The organism is Halarcobacter ebronensis (assembly GCF_013201825.1).
Lineage (GTDB): Bacteria > Campylobacterota > Campylobacteria > Campylobacterales > Arcobacteraceae > Halarcobacter > Halarcobacter ebronensis.
This window is the reverse complement of the sequence record NZ_CP053836.1, coordinates 1,152,606-1,177,579: the sequence shown is the minus strand read 5'-3', so window position 1 is coordinate 1,177,579 and position 24,974 is coordinate 1,152,606. Positions and strand designations below refer to the sequence as shown.

At 29.9% G+C, this 24,974-nt stretch carries 23 protein-coding genes; 6 read left to right on the top strand and 17 right to left on the bottom strand.

Translation table 11 applies throughout. The features are described from left to right. Positions 1-35: 35 nt before the first annotated feature. Genes hypE through hypB form a run of 5 tightly spaced genes read right to left on the bottom strand, consistent with a single transcriptional unit; the run spans position 36 to position 4,023 of the window. Positions 36-1,034, bottom strand: coding sequence for a hydrogenase expression/formation protein HypE (hypE, locus tag AEBR_RS05780; RefSeq protein WP_129087325.1), 999 nt, complete (start codon positions 1,032-1,034; stop codon positions 36-38). After that, entirely contained in the window at positions 1,024-1,743 is a 720-nt protein-coding gene (locus AEBR_RS05775) for a glutamine amidotransferase (protein ID WP_129087324.1), read from the bottom strand. The genes hypE and AEBR_RS05775 overlap by 11 nt, the downstream gene beginning before the upstream one ends. After that, a complete protein-coding gene (gene hypD / locus AEBR_RS05770; RefSeq protein WP_129087323.1) occupies positions 1,744-2,868 on the bottom strand; it encodes a hydrogenase formation protein HypD in 1,125 nt (374 codons plus the stop codon). Positions 2,869-2,870: 2 nt separating this feature from the next. After that, positions 2,871-3,155, bottom strand: a complete 285-nt coding sequence (locus AEBR_RS05765; RefSeq protein WP_129087322.1) for a HypC/HybG/HupF family hydrogenase formation chaperone — start codon at positions 3,153-3,155, stop codon at positions 2,871-2,873. Positions 3,156-3,207: 52 nt separating this feature from the next. After that, positions 3,208-4,023, bottom strand: a complete 816-nt coding sequence (gene hypB / locus AEBR_RS05760) for a hydrogenase nickel incorporation protein HypB (RefSeq protein WP_129087321.1) — start codon at positions 4,021-4,023, stop codon at positions 3,208-3,210. Positions 4,024-4,161: 138 nt separating this feature from the next. On the opposite strand from hypB, the gene AEBR_RS05755 reads away from it, so the two are divergent. The 6 genes from AEBR_RS05755 (at position 4,162) to AEBR_RS05730 (ending at position 9,034) form a co-directional block, all read left to right on the top strand. Then, positions 4,162-5,271 carry a DUF808 family protein gene (locus AEBR_RS05755; protein WP_129087320.1) on the top strand — a complete coding sequence of 370 codons (1,110 nt, stop codon included), beginning with the start codon at positions 4,162-4,164 and terminating at the stop codon, positions 5,269-5,271. Then, positions 5,268-5,912 (top strand): hypothetical protein, encoded by a 645-nt coding sequence (locus AEBR_RS05750; RefSeq protein WP_129087319.1) that lies wholly within the window; start codon positions 5,268-5,270, stop codon positions 5,910-5,912. The genes AEBR_RS05755 and AEBR_RS05750 overlap by 4 nt, the downstream gene beginning before the upstream one ends. A gap of 61 nt (positions 5,913-5,973) precedes the next feature. Further along, the gene (locus tag AEBR_RS05745) at positions 5,974-6,861 is read left to right on the top strand and encodes a hypothetical protein (RefSeq protein ID WP_129087318.1); all 888 of its coding nucleotides are present in this window, start codon (positions 5,974-5,976) and stop codon (positions 6,859-6,861) included. Further along, on the top strand, positions 6,858-8,123 hold the full coding sequence (locus AEBR_RS05740; RefSeq protein WP_129087317.1) for an HD domain-containing phosphohydrolase: 1,266 nt from the start codon (positions 6,858-6,860) through the stop codon (positions 8,121-8,123). The genes AEBR_RS05745 and AEBR_RS05740 overlap by 4 nt, the downstream gene beginning before the upstream one ends. 136 nt (positions 8,124-8,259) lie before the next feature. Further along, entirely contained in the window at positions 8,260-8,553 is a 294-nt protein-coding gene (locus tag AEBR_RS05735) for a DUF3817 domain-containing protein (protein ID WP_129087316.1), read from the top strand. 1 nt (position 8,554) lies between these two features. Next, complete coding sequence (locus tag AEBR_RS05730) at positions 8,555-9,034, top strand: DUF420 domain-containing protein (protein WP_129087315.1); 480 nt, start codon at positions 8,555-8,557, stop codon at positions 9,032-9,034. On the opposite strand, the gene hypF is transcribed toward AEBR_RS05730, so the two are convergent. The 12 genes from hypF to AEBR_RS05670 all read right to left on the bottom strand — a co-directional run bounded on the left by hypF (position 9,031) and on the right by AEBR_RS05670 (position 24,973). Then, a complete protein-coding gene (gene hypF, locus AEBR_RS05725; protein WP_129087314.1) occupies positions 9,031-11,250 on the bottom strand; it encodes a carbamoyltransferase HypF in 2,220 nt (739 codons plus the stop codon). The genes AEBR_RS05730 and hypF overlap by 4 nt on opposite strands. 18 nt (positions 11,251-11,268) lie before the next feature. After that, on the bottom strand, positions 11,269-12,894 hold the full coding sequence (locus AEBR_RS05720) for a hypothetical protein (RefSeq protein WP_129087313.1): 1,626 nt from the start codon (positions 12,892-12,894) through the stop codon (positions 11,269-11,271). Further along, positions 12,878-13,441 carry a HyaD/HybD family hydrogenase maturation endopeptidase gene (locus tag AEBR_RS05715; RefSeq protein WP_164969486.1) on the bottom strand — a complete coding sequence of 188 codons (564 nt, stop codon included), beginning with the start codon at positions 13,439-13,441 and terminating at the stop codon, positions 12,878-12,880. Before AEBR_RS05715 ends, AEBR_RS05720 begins: the two co-directional genes overlap by 17 nt. Next, the gene (cybH, locus tag AEBR_RS05710) at positions 13,438-14,109 is read right to left on the bottom strand and encodes a Ni/Fe-hydrogenase, b-type cytochrome subunit (protein ID WP_128980871.1); all 672 of its coding nucleotides are present in this window, start codon (positions 14,107-14,109) and stop codon (positions 13,438-13,440) included. Before cybH ends, AEBR_RS05715 begins: the two co-directional genes overlap by 4 nt. 9 nt (positions 14,110-14,118) lie before the next feature. Next, positions 14,119-15,849 (bottom strand): nickel-dependent hydrogenase large subunit, encoded by a 1,731-nt coding sequence (locus tag AEBR_RS05705; RefSeq protein ID WP_129087311.1) that lies wholly within the window; start codon positions 15,847-15,849, stop codon positions 14,119-14,121. 5 nt (positions 15,850-15,854) lie between these two features. After that, positions 15,855-17,012, bottom strand: a complete 1,158-nt coding sequence (locus AEBR_RS05700) for a hydrogenase small subunit (protein ID WP_128980867.1) — start codon at positions 17,010-17,012, stop codon at positions 15,855-15,857. A gap of 395 nt (positions 17,013-17,407) precedes the next feature. Continuing rightward, positions 17,408-18,943 (bottom strand): Kae1-like domain-containing protein, encoded by a 1,536-nt coding sequence (locus AEBR_RS05695; RefSeq protein ID WP_129087310.1) that lies wholly within the window; start codon positions 18,941-18,943, stop codon positions 17,408-17,410. Then, the gene (locus AEBR_RS05690) at positions 18,934-19,509 is read right to left on the bottom strand and encodes a HyaD/HybD family hydrogenase maturation endopeptidase (protein ID WP_129087309.1); all 576 of its coding nucleotides are present in this window, start codon (positions 19,507-19,509) and stop codon (positions 18,934-18,936) included. Before AEBR_RS05690 ends, AEBR_RS05695 begins: the two co-directional genes overlap by 10 nt. A gap of 135 nt (positions 19,510-19,644) precedes the next feature. Continuing rightward, positions 19,645-20,370 carry a cytochrome b/b6 domain-containing protein gene (locus AEBR_RS05685; protein WP_128980861.1) on the bottom strand — a complete coding sequence of 242 codons (726 nt, stop codon included), beginning with the start codon at positions 20,368-20,370 and terminating at the stop codon, positions 19,645-19,647. Position 20,371: 1 nt separating this feature from the next. After that, on the bottom strand, positions 20,372-22,108 hold the full coding sequence (locus AEBR_RS05680; protein ID WP_216843183.1) for a nickel-dependent hydrogenase large subunit: 1,737 nt from the start codon (positions 22,106-22,108) through the stop codon (positions 20,372-20,374). Continuing rightward, positions 22,108-23,349: a hydrogenase small subunit gene (locus AEBR_RS05675; protein ID WP_129087307.1), complete on the bottom strand. Its 1,242-nt coding sequence runs from the start codon at positions 23,347-23,349 to the stop codon at positions 22,108-22,110. Before AEBR_RS05675 ends, AEBR_RS05680 begins: the two co-directional genes overlap by 1 nt. A gap of 268 nt (positions 23,350-23,617) precedes the next feature. Continuing rightward, positions 23,618-24,973, bottom strand: coding sequence for a nickel-dependent hydrogenase large subunit (locus AEBR_RS05670; RefSeq protein WP_129087306.1), 1,356 nt, complete (start codon positions 24,971-24,973; stop codon positions 23,618-23,620). Between the last annotated feature and the right edge of the window lies 1 nt (position 24,974).

Here is a 24,974-nt window from a genome sequence, read left to right as displayed (position 1 = left end):
GTAAAATGTCCCATTTTTAAAGGGACTGTATTCTTTTAACAAATTCTTGGTAATAGTTCGCCTGTTGGCAAATCAATAAATCTTTGAGTTCCCCAAGCTGTATTTAGTATAACTTTACCTTTGTGTTTAGAAGTTACTGTTCCAATAATACTTGCTTCACTTGAGATTTCCATTTCTTTTAATACCTCAATAGCTTTTTCTTCTTGCTCTTTTGAGATTGCCATTACAAAAGTTCCTTCATTTGCCAAACTTAAAGCTTCAAAACCTAAAAGTTCACAAACTCCTTTTACCTCATCGCAAACTGGAATTTTCTCCTCTTCAATTTCTACACAGATATCTGATTGTTTAGCCCACTCATTTAAAACAGCACTAACGCCACCTCTTGTTGCATCTCTTAATGCTCTTATTTGAATTCCAGATTCAATAAGTTTTTTAACAACTTGCCAAAGTGAAGCACAATCTGATTTAAGATTTGTAGAGAAATCAATTCCCTCTCTGGCTGCAAAAATTGTAGCTCCATGTTTTCCAATTGAGTTTGAAACAATTATTGTGTCACCCTCTTGGATACTATTTGAAGAGATTCCTTTTTGTTGTATCTGCCCTATTCCTGTTGTATTAATAAAAATCTTATCAACACTTCCTTTTGGAACTACTTTTGTATCGCCACTTACAACTATAGCACCATTTAAAGCTAACTCTTTTTCCATACTATCAACTATTCTTTTTAAAACCTCAACTTCAAAACCCTCTTCAATAATAACTGAACAAGTAAGATATTTTGGTTGTGCTCCCATCATTGCTAAATCATTACAAGTTCCACAAACAGCAAGTTTTCCAATATTTGCTCCTGGAAACTCTATTGGGCTTACTGTAAAAGAGTCAGTTGAAAAAGCAAGTGTTCCATCTTCTATAACAGCAGCATCTTCACTTTTTGCTAATATCTCATTTTTAAAAGCTTTATAAAATATTTTTGTAATTAATTCATTATTCTCTTGTCCACCATTTCCATGGGCTAGTGTTATATTAGTCATTATTAACCTCTTTTGCTACAAGTTCTCCAAATCTTTTTAGAATAAGATTTGCATTTGGTGTCTCTTCTGTCTCTTTAAGTAGTTTCTCTGTTGGAAGCACTTTTGCTTTTGATACCTCTTTTATATATGAATTCATAACATTTTTACTATATTCTGGATGAAATTGAACACCCCAAGCATTTTTACCAACTCTAAAAGCATGGTTTGAATCATGTTTATTGAAAGCTAGTCTTATTGCATTTTTTGGAAGAGTTAAAGCTGTTTGAGAGTGTATGGTATGAGCTTTAAAATTTTTAGGCAAATTATTAAAAAGGCTATCCTCTTTTGCTTTCTCTTCTAACTCTATTTCTACAGTTCCAATCTCCATTCCATCTTTATGATAAGAACTTACTCCACCTAAGGCTTTTGCCATTAATTGATGTCCATAACAAATACCCAAAAGTGCAATCTCATTTTCAACTAAAGAGGGGATCCATTTTTCTAACTCTACACTCCAAGGCTCTTCATCTGTAACCATTGAATGAGAACCTGTTATAATAACTCCTGCGCAATCTTCCAAAGGAGGAAGTGCCTCTTTAGCTTGTACATCTATAATTTTTATATCAAGATTTTCATTATCTAATTTTTCTATAACCCAATCTTCAAAATCGCCATAGTTTGAAACTGTATTTTTAAAAGTAGTTCCCGCTTTAATAATAAATAGTTTTTTCATCTATAGTAAATTCCCATATTTATAATATGCGCTACAAGCGCCCTCAGAGCTAACCATACAAGAACCAAGTGGAGAGCTAGGTTTACAAGCTGTTCCAAAAACTTTGCAATCATTTGGTTTAGCAACTCCTCTCATAATATCTCCACAAATACAAAGTTTATGATCATCTATCTTCTTATTTGGCAAGATATCTTTATATATAATTTCGGCATCAAGATAAGAGTACTCATCTTTTAGTCTTAAAGCAGAATCAGGAATATCTCCCAAACCTCTCCATCTAAAGTGTGTTGCTCTTGTGAAATATTTATCATTTAATCTTTGTGCTGCTAAATTACCATCATAAGATACAGCTCTACTGTACTCTATCTCTAACTCACATCTTTGTTCATTGAACTGTTTTGTCAAAGCTAAAATTGATTGCATTACATCAACTGGCTCAAACCCTGCAACAACAACTGGCTTATTATAATTCTTTACAAACTCTTCATAGATTTTTGAACCTGTAATTACGCTAACATGAGATGGACCTATAAAAGCATCAATTTTGCAATCATCGCTTTCAAGTAAAACTCTCATAGGTTCTGGAACAGTTATATGATTTATATGAAAAAGAATATTCTCTATTTTGTTTTTTGTTACATGTTCAAGTAGTGCTGCTGTCATTGGTGTTGTTGTCTCAAAACCAATTGCAAAAAATATAATCTTTTTAGTTGGATTCTCCAAAGCAATTTTAATTGTATCAAGAGGAGAATAAACAAATCTTACATCTGCTCCTTTACTTCTAGCATCTTGCAAACTTCCATTACTTCCTGGAACTTTTATCATATCCCCTAAAGTTACTAAAATCACATCATCTTGCAAACTTAAAATATAAGCATGGTCAATTCTCTCTTTTGGCATTACACAAACTGGACAACCTGGACCATGAATAAACTCAATATTTTTTGGCATAAGCTGATTTAATCCATACTTCATAATAGTGTGGGTATGTCCTCCACAAACTTCCATTACATTTATTTTTCTTGGAAGTTTTAAAGACTCTTCATCTATTAATTTTTTTAAGGCTTTTATAGCTTTTGGATCTCTAAAACCATCATATAAATCTTTTAGTTTTAATTCAGACATCTCTACGCCCTATTAGCACAAGCATCATCCTCTAAGATTGCTTGACGCCTGTCATCCTCTTCCATCTTCTCTATAATCTCACGATATACTTCCAAAGAGGCTAAAGCATCCTCTTCATCAATTTTATTCATTGCAAAACCAATATGTATAAGGACATAATCCCCTACTTTTACCTCTTGGTCAATTAAGTCTAAACTAGCTTGTCTTTCAACTCCCATTGTATCAACTGTTGCAATATTATTCTTTTCATCTATACTTGTAATTTTTGATGGTATTGATAAACACATACTATTTTCTCCTAAAAAATGTTCATTTTTAAATGTAATTACTTACACTTTTTTATCTAAATTTTCTTTTATAGTTTATCCAATCAACTACTGCTTGCAGTGATTCTTTATCTTTTGTTGATACCTCTAAAATATCCACATTTGGTTTTAGTTTTCTAGCAACCTCTTTCTCTTTTTCTAAATCATATTCAAAATATGGAAGAAGGTCAGTTTTAGTAAAAAGTATTAAATCAGCAGCTCTAAACATTACTGGATATTTTGCTATTTTATCTTCCCCTTCTGGAACTGAAACTAAAACAATATTTAAGTGTGTCCCCACATCATATGAAGCTGGACATACTAGATTTCCTACATTTTCAACAAAACATACATCAATATCCTCTAACTTCACATCGTGAAGTCCTTTATGTACCATAAATGCATCCAAGTGACATGCACTTCCTGTTTGGATTTGTACAGCTTTTATACCTTTTTTAACAAGTCTATCTGCATCTTTATTTGTCTCTAGATCACCTTCAACAACAGCATATTTAAAATCTGCAATATCTGCTAAATGTTCAAGTAGTGTTGTTTTCCCACTTCCTGGACTACTCATTAGATTTATTCCTAATACTTTATGCTCATTGAAGTGTGCTCTATTATGAGCTGCCTCATGGTCATTCTTATCTAAAATCTTTTGAATAACAGAGATAGTTTTACTATCATTTAGTTGTGGATTATGATGAAGAGTTTCATGGGCTGCTTGATGAGATGATGAATCTCCATGATGATGGTGTTCGTGAGAGTGGTCATGATCGTGTTCATGGTCATGGTCATGGTCGTGATGATGGTGGTGGTCAGTTATACTACATCCGCAATCTTTACACATATTTTATCCTTTATGAATATTTGTTCATTTTTTCACAGTCTAGTCTATGTAAACTAAAATTAAACTAATATTATGGTACTCTTATGTATTATTTGGACTAAGAAACCCTAAGGGTAACAAAATAGACAAGGATAGATAATGTCAGGTATATTGGGATATCTCTCAATTTTAGCAGATGATATAAGCTCATTAGCTGGAAAATCAATGGCAACAACTTCAAAAAGTTTGGCTACAACATTTGATGACATGGGAGTTCTTTTTGATGATATTGCTACATATACTAAATTAGCAAGTTCAAAATCTTCTGGATTATTAATAGATGACTTAGCTGCAATATCAAGTTTTACAAGTGAAACTACTTCTGATATTTTAAAAAAAGAGCTTGAAAAAGCTTCAAATATAAAAGAGTTTAAAAACAATATTGAGAACCTTGAAGAGAAGAGTAAAAAAGAGCTTTTAAGTGAACTTGAAAAGATAAGAGATAAAGCCATAAAAGTAGCACAAAAGAATGCTGCAAAAAGAGAACTTCCTATTGTTTATAAAATTGCACTTGGAAGTTTAAAAAATAAATTTATAATTATTCCAATAGTTCTTATATTAAACTTTTTTGCTCCTTGGTTAATAGCTCCAGCTCTTATTTTAGGAGGTATCTATTTAGCCTATGAGGGAGTTGAAACTGTTTTAGAAAAACTTCATAATCATAAAGAAGAGATAAAAGAGGAGAAACAAACTTCAAAACTAAGTAGTCAAGAGTTTGAAGCACAAAAGGTAAAGAGTGCAATTAAAACAGACTTTATTCTCTCTTTTGAGATTATTGTAATAGCACTTAGTATTCTCTCTCAATCGGAATTTTCTGTTAAATTAACTGTTTTAATTATAGTTGGTATTTTAACTACAATTGCTGTTTATGGAATTGTTGCACTTATAATAAAACTTGATGATATAGGTTTTTACCTCCAAGAAAAAAAATCTTTATTGATGAAAAAAATAGGCAACTCTCTTGTTTCATCAATGCCAGTTATTATAAAAATCATCTCAATTATTGGTACTGTTGCAATGCTTGCAGTTGGAGGAAGTATTGTTGCCCATCAAACCCATGCATTAACTTTTTTGGAAGAGTTTATAAATAGTAATTTTGGAAATTTTTCCTCTTTTCTATTTTTTATAGTTGAGATTCTTTTTGGAGTAATAATAGGTTTTATTGCTCTAAAAGTTATAGATTTTGCAAAGCCTATTCTAAAAAAATGATTTGCCCATACTGTAATAGCAAAAGAATCTATCATTTAAGAGATGAGAATAAAAAATGTAGTGTTTGCAAAAGAAAATTCTCACCTAGAAAAATAGATACAGATTTAAGAGTAATTGAATTTTTTTGTAATAATATCAATGCCAATAGTTGTGCTAACAGACTCAAACTAAACTATAGAACAGTACAAAATAGATATATGCTTTTTAGGAAACTTGTTGCATACTATTTAGAAGAGCAACACTATAGTTCTATATTAGATAATAGTTCCTATGAAGAGTATTATTACTTTACAAATAGACAAAAAAGAGATAAAAAACGCTCTTTATATGAAGCAGTTAATATTATAGGATTCTATTCAAATAGAAAAGTATTTACACTTTTAATGCCAAAACTAAGACGTTATGACAGAGGAGAAGATAATAAAAGCTTTGAAAACTACCTAAAGTGGCATAAAATTTACTCTCAATATGCCTATTCCACACCACTTAGTGTTTTTTGGAAATATTTAGAAGAGAACCTAAAAAAATACAAAGGTATTACAGAAGATAATTTTTTCTACTATTTAAAAGAGTGTGAATTCAAATTTAACTACTTACAAAATAAACAAATAGAGATCATCAAAAAATTATATTTTCAATAATAAATTATAAAAAATAAATCAAAAGAGTGTATAATTATTTTATAACATAAATAGCGAGTATATGATGGTAAAATTAGTTATTTTATTCTATTTTTCTCTTTTATTTGTTAATTCCCAGAAACTATATTCAAAAACTATCTTTGTATATAACAATAATGAAAATAAAGAGGATACTGTTTTACATAAATATAAAAATTATGATTACAAACTTTTAAAACTTGCTTTGGATAAAACAATACCCCTTTATGGAGAATATGAGTTAATTCCTTCAGAGAAAATGAATAAAAAAAGAGCAATTTATACTGCAAAAGAGAATAAAATAAAAAACTTTATTTTAAATGCTTCTGCTTCAGATGATTTACTATTAGGCAACCTTATATATGCAAATGTTCCTACTCAAAGGGGAAGTTATGGATATAGAATTGCATTTATTTCTCCAAATCTTGAAAATCATCCAGAAAAATATGATACTCTAGAAAAAATAAAAAACTTAATAATAGGACAAGGTGTTGGTTGGTTAGATATTGATATTCTAAAATTTCATAACTTTAATGTAATATCATGCCCAAATAATGAAAGCACTTGCCTAATGTTAGCTAAAAATAGAATTGATATCTACTTACAAGGGATTTTACAAGTAAAAAAACAGTTAGAAAGGAATAAAGAGATGAATCTAAGATATGAAAAGAGTTTTCTCATCTATTATCCCCTTCCAAAGTTTTTTTTTACTCACAAATCAAATAAAGCTGCAATCAAAAGAATAGAAGAGGGTTTAAAAATGGCCTTTGATGATGGTTCATTTAATAGACTTTTTAATATAGAGTTTAAAAAAAACATGTCAATTATAAATATGAAAAATATGAAGATATATAGGTTAACTAACCCTTATATCAGAAACTTTGACAGTAGTTATGAAAAATATAATATTAAGTTGGAGAATTATAGATGAAGCTCTTTACAAAAATATTTGTAATTCTATTTCTAACAACAATTGTATCTTTTTCAATATACTCATATTTTATTATTTCAATAAAAAAAGAGAGTTTAGAAAAAGAGTTAAATCTAAAGATAGAAGATAATAAAAAGCTTTACAAAGAGTCTGTCTCTGCACTCTTATATGAGTTTAATAAAGAGGTGTTAACTCTACTTTTAGACTCCCTTTATAGGGATACAGAGATTGTAAAAATTAAACTACATGATTTTAGTAATAATATAAATATAACTTTAGATAAAAAAGAAAAAAATGAAGAGAATCTAATCATAAGTAGCATCAATTTAAAATACAAAAATGAAAATATAGGTACTTTAGATATCTATTACACAAGAAAAAACATAATAGAGCTTATGAATCTTTATAAAAATACAATATTTTCTTTTAGTATATTTACTTTTATTATAATTATAATTTTTCTCTACTATCTTGTAAAAAAGATTACTAGTTCTATTGATTACTTATCTAGTGTCACAAAACAAATTGCACTTGGTGATTTTACAAAAGAGATTTATCTTGAATCAAATGATGAGATGGGAGAACTTGCAAATAAATTTGAAAAGATGAGAGTCTCTTTAATTCAAAGGGAAGAGTTAAATGAAAAACAAAGTAAAAAGATAATTTTACTTAAAGAAGAGATGCTTAATACTCAAAATAAACTAATTGAAATACTTGGTGAAATTATAGAGAAAAGATATATAGATGATCCTTATCATATTAAAAGAGTAGCTAAAATCTCATATCTTTTAGCACTAAAAGTAGGAATGACTGAGGAGTATGCACAAACACTAAAGACTGTTTCACCTATGCATGATGTGGGTAAAATAGGAATTTCTGACGCAATCTTACTTAAACCAGGGAAATTAACCAATGAAGAGTATGAAGAGATGAAAAAGCACTCTGAGATAGGATACAACTTTTTAAAAGATACAAAAAAAAGTACTTTGGATATGGCCGCACACGTTGCCTATGAACACCATGAAAGATGGGATGGAACAGGTTATCCAAGGGGAATAAAGGGTGAGGAAATCACTCTTCATGGGAGAATTACAGCCCTTGCAGATGTATTTGATGCTCTTACAAATAAAAGATGTTACAAAGAGGCTTGGGAAAAAGAGAAAGCAAAAGAGTACATTATTAAAAATAGTGGAACCCAGTTTGACCCAAATTTAGTAAAAATTTTTATTGAAAATTTTGATGAATTTTCAGAAATCAATTAAAACAACCAATAAACATCATATCTACAATAAATCCACAAAATAAAATTATAATTTTATAAAAAGAAAATTTTTATTATTTATATAATCTAAATATAATTTTTTCTAACTATAATATCAAAAAAAATCGAGGAATATTATGTTTAATGACTCAGTAAATAGATTTAGAATTATCTCTGCAATAGAAGGAATCTCTTTTTTACTACTTATTTTTATAGCCATGCCAATCAAATACATAGGTGAGAATCCTTACCCTGTAAAAATTTTTGGAATGGTTCACGGAATTTTATTTATATTTTTTATGCTTTCTTTATTTCAAACAAAAATTAATAAGAACTGGAATAAAGGTTTTATGTTTCAACTTTTTGTATTTTCACTTCTACCTTTTGGTGCCCTATTAATTGAGAAAAGAGTAAAAGCTCAAAGAGATTAATATGTTTTTCTTAAAAGAGGGTTTTTTAGGGGCAAAAGCGCCTCTATTTTTAGACTTAGTTACTATATATTTTGCAATACTGCCAATACTTTTTGGAATTAGCATACTCTTTGCAGTTAAAAAAATGTATAAAATTCATTTTATAAGCCAATCAACTCTATTGGCAACTACTGTTATTTTTGTAATTTTTTTTGAAATATATATTAGAATGATTGGTGGTTTTACAGAATTAACAAAAGATGAAACGGGTCTTTATTTCTACTTCCTTATCTCTATTTTAAGTATTCATATAATAATTGCTTTTCTAACTGTTCTTTGTTGGTTTTATCTATATATTACAACTTACAGAATCTATAAACAAGAGGGAATAAAAGCAATTGAAATAAAAAGACACAGAAAAATTGGTAAACTTGTATTTGATGGGTTGATTACAAGTTGTTATATGGGTGTTATGATCTATATACTTATTTTTTTAGCTTAAGATTGCGAATATATCTGCCCAATAGAGATACCTCCATCATTTAGAGGAACTCTTTTTGAGTAGTAGTATTTTCTTTTATTTTCTTCTAGCTTTTTAGTAATAAGCTCTAAAAGTGTTCTATTTTGAAATACTCCACCTGTTAGAATAATTGGCAGGTTATAACTTTTTGAAATATCCAAAACAATCTCTACTAACATATTAATAAATTTTGAACAAATCAACTCTTTGTTATTATCTTTTACTATTTGTTTAATAGCTTTTTCAAGTGAAATAATTCCATCTATTAATTCATAAGAGTAAGACTCTTTTATCTCATTATTATATGCCATCTCAATTTGAAGTCCAGTTTCTCCCTCATAACTTTGGGTTTGTACTATATTTGAAAAAGAGGCTATTGCATCAAAAACTCTTCCTAAAGAGCTTGTAAGTGGAGCGTTTAAACCTTTTTGCCAAATTGTATGCATTAGTTTTATCTCATTTTCTAAAAAGGCTTCAACTGTTGGTATTTTAAGTTCCAAAATCTCTTCTAAAGAAAATGTATCAAAAAGCAAAGAGAGAGCTACTCTTTTGGGTTCTTTTATTGATTTTTCACCACCTAGAAGTCTAAAATATTTAAAATGGTTTACTCTTTTGTAGCTTCTTTTATTGGCTAAAAAAACCTCTCCACCCCAAATATTTCCATCATCTCCATACCCAGTTCCATCAAAAGAGAAAGCTAAAACCTCTTCATCTAATTTGTATTCTGCCATTGTTGATAAAACATGGGCATAATGATGTTGAATTTGAACTACTTTTATATCTTGGTTTAAAGCCCACTTTACACTCTCATAGTTTGGATGTTTATCACAAACAATTAATTCAGGTCTAAAATCATAAAAACTCTCAAAGGTTTTAATTGTTCTTTGAAAATATTCCATAGAAGTAAGAGAGTTCAAATCACCAATATGGGGAGATAAAATAAGATTATCTTCAAAAGCTAAAGCAATTGTAGATTTTTGATTTGCTCCAAGAGCTAAAATCTTTTTATCTATCTTTTTATCAAGTTTTAAAGAGGTTGGAGCATAACCTCTTGCATCTCTTAAAACCATAAGTTCATCATTTACAACTTGAACCACAGAGTCATCACAGGCATTTATAATCTCTCTGTCAAAATCAAGTACAAAATCCACAACATTTCCAAGTTTTTTTAAAAGTTCATCTTTACTTCTAATAATTGGCTCATCAGATAAATTTGCACTTGTTGCTACTATTGGATTATCTAAATAGTTAAATAAAATTATATGCAAAGGAGTGTAAGGGACAAAACAACCAACTCTATCAATATGTGGTGCAACTTCAAAGCTTAGGAGATTTTTCTTAGATTTTACCAAAGTTATTGGTTTTTCCTTTGATAAAATAATCTCTTGCTCTTTTATTGAAATCTCTGCAAACTCTTTTAATTGTTCTATATCTTTAAACATTACTGCAAAGGGTTTTGAAGGTCTGTTTTTTCTTTTTCTTAGCTCTTTTAAGGTTTTATCATTTGTTGCATCGCAAATTAAATGAAAACCTCCCATCCCTTTTATGGCAACAATCTCTCCACTATTTATCTTATTTGCAATCTCTTTTATTGCTTCAAGTTCTGTTGCTAATATCTGGTTTTGTTTATCAAAAAGTGTTATTTGTGGTCCACATTTCTGGCAAGATACTGGTTGGGCATGATATCTTCTATTTGTTGGATTTTCATACTCTTTTTTACAATCATCACACATCTCAAAATTTGCCATAGAAGTGTTAGCTCTATCATAAGGAACCGTTTTTATTATTGTATATCTAGGTCCACAGTTTGTACAGTTTGTTAAAGCATAGTTATATCTAAAGTTGTTTTTATTTTTTATATCATCGATGCACTCTTGACATATTGCCATATCTGGAGAGATTATAGTACTTTTGTTTGAAGTTGTTTCACTTTTTATTATCTCAAAAGAGTTATAGTTTTTAATTTTAATATTTTTTACACTTATAGAGTCAATTTTTGCTAATGGTGGGGGATTTTTTTTAAGTTCATCTAAAAAGTTTTTGATATTAGGAGAGTTACCTTCAAGATGTATATTAACACCTTTATCATCATTATTGACCCATCCAAACAGCTTGTTTTTAAGTGCTAAAGTATATACAAAAGGTCTAAATCCAACACCTTGGACTATTCCTTTAACTTCTATGTAAAGAGCATCCATCAACTTTCCAAAACTTTTCTATAATTGTATTGGAAAATCCTTATTATAATATAATTTTAAACTCTTAGTAAAAGTTTTATTGATAAGTTTGTTTGTGAAATCATCTGCAATCATATCCCCGCAAAGAGATATTCCATCTAACTTTTGCTCTTCATTTACACTATCAACCAAATCTGAAAGCATATAAAAGAAGTTTTCAACATAACCTAATGAAAGAGTTTTTTCATCAACTCCTGCTAATTTAAAACTCATACCACTTTTGATAAAACTAATAAAATCAAACTCTTTATTAAAATTTTTATTGCTCTGTTTTAATTTATAATCAATTCTTGGTCCCTTTTGTAAAAGAGAGTGTGAAGCTTTTTTATAGATATTATCTATTCCTAAAACAATCTCGGCAATTTTCCATAAATTTAAAATTGATTTAGTTTTTAGATCTGAAATATCGCTATTTAATGCTTGTTCATAAAGCTCTGGAAATTTATTTTGATAGTTTTCAAGTAGAGTTTTTCCATTTTCCATTTTTGAAATATCATGAAAAATAGAACTTATATTTTTGGGTAAATTGTAATCTAATATATCGACAAAACCACCAATTTCTGGATTATAGAAAGTTACGGCATCATTGTATTTTGATGAAATAAAAATATTTAATATAGATTTTTCATAAAGTCTATTTTCATCTAAAAGAACTAAAAACTGTGATTTTGAAGGTTCTTCAAATTTATTATAAACTTCATCTAATCTTTTGTCATAACAACTGTTTTCAAGAAGAAAAATTCTATCTTCACAAAAAGATATTTTAGGTGGAGTAATACTATTTTCATAATTTACTTCAATATCTGCCTTTGAATCCTCTTCTACAACTAAAAAGTTAACTCCTAAGATATGTAACTCTTTTGATAAAAGATATAAAACCAAATCCCAAGGATAAGTTATATCTACAGTTTCAAAATCAACTTTATGATTGTTTTTATAAATTGTATTAATATTAAATTTTATTGTAGGTTTTTCCAAACTTAATAGTGCTATATCTTTCTGTTTTGAGCCAACAACCAAAGTTGAAAGAGAATCTATATTTGTACAAAGTAAAGATTGTTGCTCTTTTTCTATCTCTTTAAATCTTTTTAATGTAAATTGCATTTGAGAATTTTTTATTTTAACTATTTTATTCTCATATATTTTTTTAGCTAAATACTCAAAACTCTCTTTAAAAGTTTTGAAATTTAGTAGGTGATTATTTTCATGTATATCTAATGATTTTGCATTGGAAGTTGTACCACAAATTTGACAACTTATGAAGGGATTATAATAACTTGTCAATTCTTTTTTTTTGATTTCTGCTAAACAATTTGAACAATAAGACTTTTGGCAACTATCTAGGGTATTATGATAGTTTTCTGGAGGTATCTGTGGTACAACTTCCAATGCAAAATCTTTTAAAAATATTGATAAAGGTAACTCTTTTGAGAGTTCATCTGATATTTTTAGTAGACTTTTTTCCTCATCTTCAACAAAAAGTGTTATATATTCATCATCTTTTTTTATTTTGTAATTCGTATCCTTTTTTTTTAGTATATTGTCTAAAATTTTGGCATATCCATAATCATTTGATGAATATTCAAGTTTATATCTTAGGACCATTTACTATATCTCTTTTAAATGAAATTTTTGCAATATCTTCTATTGTCAAATTACTTTGTCTAACTCTAAGTTCTACACCTAGATTTTCTAATGATTCAACCATAACTTTTTCCATAGTAGCTGTAGCATTTACAATTTCACTACTTAAGTCAAAAGTTGTATCATCTGCAACTCTTTTTGGAATTACTCCAACAACTTGAGTGTCAGGTAAGTCGCCATTCATCTTAATCATATTAAGAGTTTGAAGCATCTCAACTTCATGGGCACTACCTTGCCAATCAATCTCTGCTGGTGCCTTTAGATAATCAAAGAAATATACATCTCCAGCTTTACTATCTAAGGCATCAATACAGTCAATTACATAAACTTTATCATACTCTATAATCAAAGGAATCAATCTTTGAGCCAATGTTCCACCATCAACAATACTAATTGTATGTTTATCTGAAATGAACTCATATTTTTCATCCAAATAGTGGATAAAGTGTGCTCCGATTCCTTCGTCTTGGAATAGGATATTTCCTATTCCTAATATTAGAATATTCATTTTTCTTCTACTTTGTCCCATCTATATCCGCTGATAATAGAGTCCATAGCACCATTTTTTCCATGTACTGCATTAAATACAGCTAGGTAAACGTGAATTGGTAAGAAGATTATGAAAATCCACATAAAGATATGGTGTAACTCTCTAACAAAAGCCAAACCACCCATCATAACTTCAAAATATCTCATAAAATCATAAAATAGTCCACCCATACCTTCATGATACACATGAACATAAAGAATAAGTCCAGTTAATGAAATCATAACAACAGAGATATAAATTCCTAAATAAGCCATAAATTGTAATGGATTATATACCCCTTTACCGTGTGGATGTTTAGATACTAATAGATAGTATCCAACTTGTTGTAACCACACTTTAGGATTAATAAAATCCCAAAAAGAGTCTCTCTCTATTTTACTTTGTTTATCAAAGATAAAAAGATAAAATTTTCCAATTGTAACAGCAATTAAAAGAAATCCAAAAACTATATGCCATGATCTAAAAAGAGCATTTAAAAAATTAACAGGCTCCCCTCCATTATTGCTAGGACTTATAAAAGGATACGCAATATAGAATCCAGATACAACTAAAACTATAATTGCAATAAATCTTACCCAGTGAGTTATTCTTAACCAGTAAGAAAACTCATAATGCATTTTAATCATAATATACTCCTAACAGCTAGTGCCATATACAGGATCAACTTTATAAACACCTAAATTATTACCTTTTTGATCCATTACATGAACGGCACAAGCAATACAAGGGTCAAAACTATGAATAACCCTAATTATCTCTAAAGGTTTAGAGATATCTTCAACTTTTAATCCAATTAGATTTGATTCATAAGGACCTTTTTGTCCTTTTGCATCTTCTGGACCTGCATTCCATGTTGATGGAACAACAGCTTGGTAGTTTTCAACAACACCATTTTTAATTCTAATCCAGTGAGATAACATACCTCTTGGAACATCTCCAATGAATCTTCCTTTATACTCTTTATTTTTATCAATTTTATAAGGAGCACAAGTATCTTGGTCAACTTTTAAATTTTCAATAAGTGTAGTAAATGTTTCTAAACCATTATCAATAATAGCCATTGCTTGAAGACATCTTGCCGCTGTTCTTCCTAAAGTTGTAAATAGTGCTGCTGTTGGAAGACCTGTCTCTTTTAAGAACTCATCTACAACTTTAACAACTCTTTTATTTCCTTTTGCATATGAAACTAAAACTGATGCTAATGGTCCAACTTCCATTGGTTGACCATCATATCTTGGAGATTTCATCCAAGTATATTTACCCTTATCATCAATCGATTTTGAAGGAATTTCAGTTCCATCAGGTCCAATAGTCATTTTATCTTGTAATCCTGTATAGTTAGGATTTGTTTTACCATTATATGGATGTAAAGGCTCATTATCTGCATACCATGCATGTGTTGCTTCTTCTGTAATTAAATCTTCATTTATTGGAAGAACATTTGATAAGTCACCATTCATAATAATACCAGTATCAAAAAGATATTCTGTTCTATTTAATTGCATCTCTTGGTGAGACATAAAGTTCATAGTTCCAGCTTTTTCAGTTACACTTTTTTCACCAGCATAAGCTTTTGCAGCCATTTTAATATCTGCATAATAAGCATTTTTAATAAAGTTAGAAACTTCTTTATATTTTGTTAAATATTCACCCATTCTTGAAGGATCAAGTAGATCCATAACACAAGTAACTCCACCAACAGTTAAACTTTGTGGATGTGGTTGTTTACCACCAAATAGTGCCATTAATTGAGCTGCTGTTCTTTGAACTTCTAATGCTTTTAAATAGTGTGAAAGCGCAATTAAGTTTTGTTCTGGTGTAAAGTTAAATGTTCCATGTCCCCAATATGCATTTGCAAAAGGTCCAAGTTCACCTTTGTCAACAAAAGCTTTAACTCTATCTTTTACTTGAATTAAATCATTTTCACCAGTTGCAATTGGATATTTTGTATATTGGAATGCTTCTTTAGCAGCTTTTGCTGGATCTGCACTAAGTGCTGAAACAACATCAACCCAATCTAATCCATGTAAATGGTAAAAGTGAATTACGTGGTCATGCATAAATAGTGCTTGGTTCATTAAACTTCTTGTTAATTTTGCATTTAAAGGAGGAACAATACCAAGTGCATCCTCAACTGCTTCAATACCTGCTCTATAGTGTGAGAAAGTACAAACACCACAGATTCTTTGCATCAAAAATCCTGCATCTCTTGGGTCTCTATTTTTTACAATAGTCTCTAAACCTCTCCAAAGTGTTGCAGATGAGAAGGCATTTTGAATTACATTATTTTCATCAACCTCTACTTCTATTCTTAAATGTCCTTCGATTCTTGTAATAGGGTCTACGATAACTCTTTTAGTTGCCATTTTTTTTACTCCTCATCTTTTGGATGTTTAAATTTTGAAATAGCTGCGTGTGCTGCAATACCAATACCGGTTACTGCAAGAAGCCCAACACCAATTTTATCTGCTGTTGCATCTGCTCCTAATCCACCAAATACTGTATTGTATAATCTGTCTGCAACAGGCTCTTCAAATGGTCCCATTGTATCCCAGAAATCTGGCTCACTACAACCTATACAACCATGTCCAGCTTGAATAGGCCATGATGTATGTTGATTAAATCTATTTTTACCACAGTTATTAAATGTATAAGGTCCTTTACATCCAACTTTATATAAACAGTAACCTTTTTTTGCACCTTCATCACCAAACTCTTCTACAAACTCACCAGCATCAAAGTGCCCTCTTCTCTCACATAAATCGTGAATTCTAAGTCCGTAAGCCCATTTTGGTCTATTATATGCATCAAGGGCGGGTAGTGTACCATAAAGAATAAAATGTAATAGAGTTCCAACAATATTTTTTTCACTTGGAGGACATCCAGGTACATTTATAACTGGTTTGTTTGTAATTTTGCTAAGTGCAACTGCTCCTGTTGGATTAGGAATAGCAGCTTGAACACCACCAAAAGAAGAACATGTACCAATAGCAAAAATTGCTTTTGCACTTTCACATGCAATTTGTGCAGTGTGCTCACCTGTATGTCCTTTTCCACCAACAGTTAAATAGAAATCATTTTGTCCACTAGGAATACCACCTTCTACCATTAAGATGTAGTTACCTTTATGTCTTTCAATAGCATGTTCTAAATTGTGTTCAGCTTGCCAACCTGCACTTGCCATTAATGTTTCATGATACTCTAAAGAGATGTAATCAAATATTAAGGAATCGATTGTTGGAGCATCAGTTCTAAGTAGTGACTCAGAACATCCTGTACACTCTGCCATATGCAACCAAATGATAGGTAATCTATCACTTAACTCTGCAGCCTTTGCAACAAGAGGAGAAAAGTTACCTGGAAGTGCTAACATTGCAGTAATTGCTGTTGCCCACTTCATAAAATCTCTTCTTGATACACCTTTCTCTTCTAACACCTTAGGTATAGACTTGTTTTCGTCTAACTTTGGTAGTTTTTCAAGAGTTTCTAACCTTTTCGAAAGTCTGTCAAATAAACTTTTTTCTTCCACAACCAATCCTTTTGAATAATTGTTCGTTCAAACATCAAATTTTAATAAAAATTGTTTCAATAAAAATTGACTCAAATCAAATTTTTGAATGAATATTCATTGTTTAGTAGAAATATTACACGACTTAAACTTAACTTTAACTAAAAGATTAATAATTTTTTTAAATTTATATAAATTTATAATTCTTTTTTATATTTTGTGTCAAAATAGTGACAAAGGTGTGCCTAATTTCCTCCCTTTTTTCTCCCTTTTTATTACATTATTTTTACACTATTTTTTAATATTGGTTATTTTTTTGTGATTTTCATAATAATTAGATTTATTAGTAAAACTAATAAATCTAATTTTAGAAGATAAAATAATGATTTTTAATTAATTTGGTAATTTATTTTTTACTATAAATCTATTGGATACTCTTTAGAGATAAGAATATTTACATTTTTTAGATTCTTATTTAGTTTTGTTAACAGTATTGTATTTGCAAACATATTTCCACAAAGAATTAAATCATTGATTCTTATCTCTTTGTCTATTTTATTAATATTATCCACTAAAAACTCTGATAAACTTTCATAGAATGAGTAAGCAATCATACTCTTTTCAACTCCAGCTAAAAGATAGCTCATTGAACTTTGTATAACTCTTCTATAATCTAAATAGTTTTTGCCATCAATTTTTATTAGATTCATATCAATTTGAATACCACCTTTTGCACTATACAATAAAGCCGTATCTTCAAACTCTTTATAATCTCTCATTCCTAAGAGATAAGATAAAATATTTAAAATTGTCCCAAATCCATTACTATTTCTATTATTAAACTCTTTTTCAAAAAATTCAGGAAATTTTATTTTATAATTTTCAACTAATCTATTGCAATTTTCATCAATTGATTTTATATCTTCTAAACAGTTATCAACACTACTTACAATATTTGGAATATGTATAATATCTTTTTGACCAACTTCAGGAAGATTTACTAAAATAGAAGAGTTCTCACTATTATATGAAAAATATGCTCCTGCAACTGGAACATCTTTTTTATTAAACTGACAAAGAGTAGCTCTAAAAACTGATCCATATTCATCAAAATAGTCTTTTGCACAAATTACTTTTCTATTTAATTTATAGTCATATTTAGGAAATAGCGTTTTTTCTCCATGGATTATAATGTTTTGTTTATCATTATATGTAACTTTTAATCCGTTTTGATAAATATCATCATTAATATATAAAACAAAATCAATTCCACTGTTTTTTAAAGCATTTGAGAATAACACTGTCTCTTTATCATCAGGAATTTTTGCATAGATAAATCTTGTGTTTGAGTACTCTTTATCCCTGTTTTCTAAAAGTTTAAATTTTAGTTTTACTAAAGGTCTCTCTATTGAACATAGAAGTTGTAAATCTTTTTGAGAAATCTCCAAAAGGTTTGAGGCTGCATTTATATTTGTAATTAAAAGTTTAACTTCATGTCCCCTTGATTCAAAAAGCTCTCTTAACTTCTTTGATGGAAGGAAAAAATCTTTTAAGCCATTATTTGTTTCAAATCTTGAAATTCCGCCCTCTTTTATCTTATTTATATCATTTGAAAAGTCTATATGATTCTCTTCTAGTATCTTTTTTATTTGATCATTTGTCATTAATGTAAGATTAATTTTAATATCTTTATCTTCAATCTCTTCATATTTTTCATAATCAAAGCTCTCTAATACTTCAGAATTTGATAAAAAAATAGATAAAGGAAGTCTAGTCTCTAACTCTTTAAATAGTTTTTCTATATTCTCTTGAATATCGTCACATATTAAAAGGATAAAACCTTTATACATTTTAGAGTTAGCATTAACTTTTGATTCTTTTATTATACAATCAATGATATTTTTAAAATAAAAATTTGTACTATTAAAATCTATTTTATAAATTAGCTCCATGTGGTATCTTCCTCATTTGGAATCCTATTTAAATGTTCCCCGTTGTAACTTCCAATTAGTTCTAAAGCAATATCTTTTACACTTTTATTATTGATTTTTTCAATTTTACTTCCAGTTGTTTCAATCTCTTTTAAAGCTTGTGCTATATACTCTTCAAATTTGTCCTCTATTGTTTTGGTAAGTCCAATTTCAACAGTAACAATATCTTCTGGAATTATTCCTAAAATAGTAACTTCTGCATGTTTATCTAAAACTGAGCAGATCTCAAGCATTTCAACAATCTCTACTTCGTGTGCAGTTTTTCTATATTGTCCAAGTCCCAACAATACATCAGAAGGGAGTCTATATATCTCCCCTGCTCTATCTTCAATAGAGACAGTATCTAAAATTATTACATTATCATACTCTTGAAAGTAAGTCATTAGTTTAAAACCTAATGTTCCACCTTCAATAATCTCTAAATTGTCGTCAAATTTAAAATTCTCTTTTAAATATTTTGCAGCATAAATACCTACACCCTCATCTTTGAATAATAAATTCCCAACTCCAATAACTATATTGTTCATAAAAATCCCTAAACTTTAAAAATTTATTAAAATTAAATATTATATTTATAATTTATATTTTAACTCAAATAAACTTTTATAAAAAAATAGGCTGCAACATTTTGTCACAGCCTATTACAAATAGAAACAAATTTTCTATTTTCCGTGAGTTTCAACTTCACCTTTTGAGTTAACAATGCTTTTGTTAACAAATTTTGTACCACCAAATACAATATTAATATCACCCTCTCTCCAGAAGATAGTTCTCCAGATTTGATAATAAATATGTGACATAACCCACATAATCAAAATATACATTGCAGTGTGGTGAGCAATTCTAACACCCATATTTCCACCAAATACCCAAAGTGTCCAATCAGTAGATACGTGAAGAATCCAAGGCCACCATGCACCAATTGAACTATGCCCTGAAGCTAGCCCATGAACATACATTTGAAGACCAGTTAACAACATAAATACTAATAGAATATGAAATAGAGTAAAGAACATAATGTTATAACTATCACTATACTCTGTATCAAATTTTTTTCTTCTATTAAAAGTAATTAAGTTGAAGAAAACCTCACAAAACTCTACAAAATTTCTTTTTGTTGGCAAAATCTTTTTATATGGTTTTTCAAATCTAGAGAAAAGATACAAATAACCAATTAAAATTGCTGTAACATCAAATATAATAGCAACAATAAAATGTCCCCATCTATTCCATGCCATCACATATTTATCAACTGCAGGATCTGCAATAAATGTTTGATAATATGGATGACCTATATATAGCCCGGTTATAACTGCAACAACCATACAAATAGCATTCATCCAGTGAATGGTTCGCATGATTGGAGTCATTCTCTCAACCCGCTTCATTTTAGGCACGGCATCCTCCTACTGGATCTACTTTGTATACTGCCAATTCTTTGCCTTTTGTATCTACAATGTGAACTGCACAAGCGATACAAGGGTCAAAACTATGCACTGTTCTAATAATCTCTAATGGTTGATCTGGATCAACTACTTTAGTTCCAACTAAAGAAGCCTCATAAGCTCCCATTCTACCTTTGTAATCTTTTGGAGCTGCATTCCAAGTTGATGGAACAACTGCTTGATAATTTACAACTTTTCCATCTTTGATTTTAACCCAGTGACCCAAACCACCTCTTGGTGCTTCAGCCATACCATAACCTTGCGCGTCTTTTGCAACTTTGTCAAAATCAAACTCTGTCCAAGTAGATAAATCCCCAGCTGCTGCATTTTTAGCTAGTTCATCACACCACTCTAAAATTGCTTCTGCCATAAGTTCTGTTTCAATAGCTCTTCCAGCTGTTCTTCCTACAGTAGAGAATAATACAGAAGTAGGAAGATTTCCATTTTTAAGGAAAGTTGTTACATATTTTGTAATTCTTTCATCCCCTTTTGCTACACCAACTATCATTCTAGCTAGTGGTCCAACTTCCATTCTTTGATCATCATAAAGTGGTGATTTAATCCAAGAGTATTTTTTCTCCACATCTAAATATGCAATCCCATCTTTTTTCTCTTTAAATCCTGTATAGTTAGGATTTGTTTTTCCATTAAATGGGTGAAGATTATCAGTTCCCTCATACCAAGAGTGAGTAACATCTTCAGTAATTTTAGATTGGTCTAAATCAAAAACTTTTGTTAAATCTTTATTTAAAACAATTCCACTAGGGAAAAGTTTTTTAGCTTCATAAAATGGTGTATCATCTAAGTTAAAGTCACCATAAGACATATAGTTTCCTAAACCACCACCAACACCTTCAAGTGCTTCATCTGCATACATAGTTCCAGCCATATAAACATCAGGTAAATATGCTTGTTTGATAAATTTTTGTGCCAATTGAATAATATCTTTAAACTCTGCAATTCTTGCAGGATTTTTAATATCTTGTACACAAGTTACTCCACCAACAACAATTGATTGTGGATGTGGATTTTTACCACCAAAAATAGCTTGAGCTTTTGCAATTTTTCTTTGTAAATCTAAAGCATCAAGATAGTGAGAAAGACCAATTAGATTTTGCTCAGGAGTTAGTTTATAAGCTTTACTTCCCCAATAAGCATTTCCAAATACCCCAAGTCTTCCTTGTTTTACATATTTTGTAACCCTTGCTTGTACTTCTGCAAATACATCTTCACTAGCATTCCAAGGTCTTTGTCCAGACAATTTAGCCCATTTTTGAGCTTCAGCAACAGCTGCTTTTGGATCAGCTTCTAAAGCTTTTGTAATATCAACCCAGTCTAATGCATGTAGATGATAGAAGTGAACAATATGGTCATGAAGATATAAAGCACCTTGCATTAAGTTTCTAACAATTCTAGCATTTTTAGGAATTGTAACACCAAAAGCATGCTCAACTGCTTCAATACTTCTTTGGTAGTGAGTACCTGTACAAACACCACAGATTCTCATTGCTAAAAGACCACAGTCTCTTGGGTCTCTTCCTTTTAAAATCTCTTCAATTCCCCTAAACATTGTAGAAGAACTGTATGCCTCTGTGATCACATTATTTTCATCAATAACTGCTTCAATTCTTAAGTGCCCTTCAATCCTTGTTATTGGATCAATTACTACGTGTTTACTCATTATTCATCTCCATCTTCGCTATGAACTGTTCTTTTTCCAATTGCAGCACTTGTAACTGCGTGCACACCAATACCAACTGCTGTTGCTGTTAATAATCCAAGCCCGAATTGATCAACTGTTTTTTCAACTCCACCTGTTGGAGCCTTAATATTTGCATCAGCCATTGGTCTTTCATATGCATATTTATCCCAAAAATCAGGTTCAGAACAACCAATACATCCTCGACCTACACCAATAGGCCAGTTTGCACCTTCGTTATATCTAATGATAGAACAGTTATTAAATGTCATAGGACCTTTACATCCCATTTTATATAAACAGAAGTTGTTTTTAGCTCCAATATCTCCCCACTCTTCAACAAATTCACCAGCATCAAAGTGAGCTCTTCTTTCACAGTTATCGTGAATTCTATAACCAAATGCAAATTTTGGTCTTAATAGTGAGTCAAGTTCTGGAACTTGTCCAGTTAAAACATAATGTAAAACAACACCGACCATATTAGCTGGGTTTGCAGGACATGCAGGAATATTAATAACAGGTTTACCTTTTACAATATTCATAACTCCAACTGCACCTGTTGGATTTGGAGCAGCAGCAGGAATCCCACCAAAAGTTGCACAGGTTCCAACAGCAACAACAGCAGCAGCATCTTTTGAAAGTCTCTCTAAATGCTCTTTAAAGGTTTCACCACTTGCACCTATTGTTCCATATTGTCCATTCATAGCTGTTGGAATTGCACCCTCAACAAAAAGAATATATTTACCTTTAAAGTGTTCAATTGCATCTTCTAATTGTGCATCTGCTTGATGTCCAGAAGCAGCCATAATAGTTTCATGAAATTCTAAACTTAAAACATCAAATATTAGATCATCAACTGTAGGAGCAGAAGATCTTAATAGAGCTTCTGAGTTACCTGCACAGTCTTGTAACTCAATCCAAATTACAGGAACTCTGTTCATAAGTTCTGTAGCTTGTGCAACAAGTGGAGTAAACATAGGAGGTAACATTAATGTAGCAGTTGTTGCACTTGCCCATTTCATAAAATCTCTTCTATTTACACCTTCACTTTCAACAATACCCATCATATCAATGTCTTTAAGCGCTGGTTGCTTTCTTAATGCCTCTAATCTAGTTTTTGCTTTTTCAAAAAGCGAACTATAATATGCATCACCTTTATTTGTATCGACTCTAGCAGAATTCTGGGTAAAAACTTTTTTTACCATCTCATGAGAATCAACCATATAACCTCTCCTTTGTCTTATTTAAATGAATATTCATTTAGCAGTAATGAAAAAATAACTTTTAGGTACTTAAGTTTTTCTTATAATAAATAATTAATTATTTTTATATATTTTTAATAAATTATTTAATTTTTTTGAGAAGAGATAAAAAGTGCTATAGGATGGATGTTACATAAAGTAGACATAATTTGTCGCAAACTAAGATAACTTTTTTTATATTAGATTTAAGTTTTATTTTATATTTGTATTGTTACTAAGAGAAACATTTTTAGTGTGTAGTACATACAGAACAAACATCAAAACTTCTTAAAACTATTTGTGCTTTTTCAATTGAGTCTAAGCCAATTATTGCTTTTTGTGCAATTGATTGATTATCTAAACTTCCAGGACCTAGATTCCATACTGTTGGTGTAATTACATCATATTTCTGAATTTTTCCCTCTTCTATTGTTACTTTATGGTATAAAGAACCTCTACTTGCTTCAACAACACCTTGACCTTCTGCACTATTAATATCATTTAAAGAGTAACTAACTTTTGTTGCTGATTCTTCACTTATATTTATCTCTTTTATAAGTTTTTTTGTATTGTAAAGAAGATGTGCCAACTCATCCATTCTTGCCATAACTCTAACTAAAACAGAGTCTTGATAGTTTTCATATAGAGCTGAAAGGAACTCTCTTTTTGAAACTACAGCTCTTGAAAGAGGTCCTGTTTCATAAAAATTGTTTCCATACTTTACACTTTTTGACCAAGTATAAGAGTTACTATTTTGCAAATTCTTATCTACATTAAAAGTGTAATCACTATTCTCCTCTATTCTTTCAAAATCTATTTTATTAGTCAATCTTTTATTAACTTTTCCCATTTTAAAAAGGGAACTTGAAGATAGAACAATATGTCTATTGTGACTTCTACCTATTTCATTAAAGTTATTTTCATAACATAAATCTATAAAATCTTTAAAATCACCTTTTATATTTGTTAGTTCATCTATTTTTGAAAAAGAGAGATAAGTTTCAAAATCAACTCCAACAAACTGTTTCTCAAAAAAATTTATTGCACTATCTAAGTAGTTGTTCATTGTAGTTAAATCAAAAAGTGTAGGATCACTTACAACTCCACCTGGAATCATATATGAGGTATGGGGCCACTGTCCACCAATAACAGCTAAAGCTTTTATTGTTTCACTTGCTGTTGATAAACCTTTAAGCCATTTTTCACCATGAAGAGGTTCATAACTAGAAAAATCTCTTTTTGAAAGTTTAATCATATCTGGCATAATAAACATGTAAAACCATTTTATATGTGAATCAATAATCTCAATATTAAGCCCAATTTCTCTTAAAAGTTTTGCTTTTTTTGTAACTTTAAGTTCAGCTCCAATATTTTTATAAATATCTTCCAAAGCTTCAACAGTAGCTTTCAAATGGGCTTGACCACAAATTCCACAAATTCTTGGCGTATAAACTAAAGCATCAAGTGGCGCTTTATTTTCTAAAATATACTCAAAACCTCTAAAGTTTAAAAACTCTATTCTTGCATCTTTGATTCTATTATTATCCCATTGGCATACAAGTTTTGCTTCGCCTTCAATTCTTTCAATAATATCAACTGTTTTCATT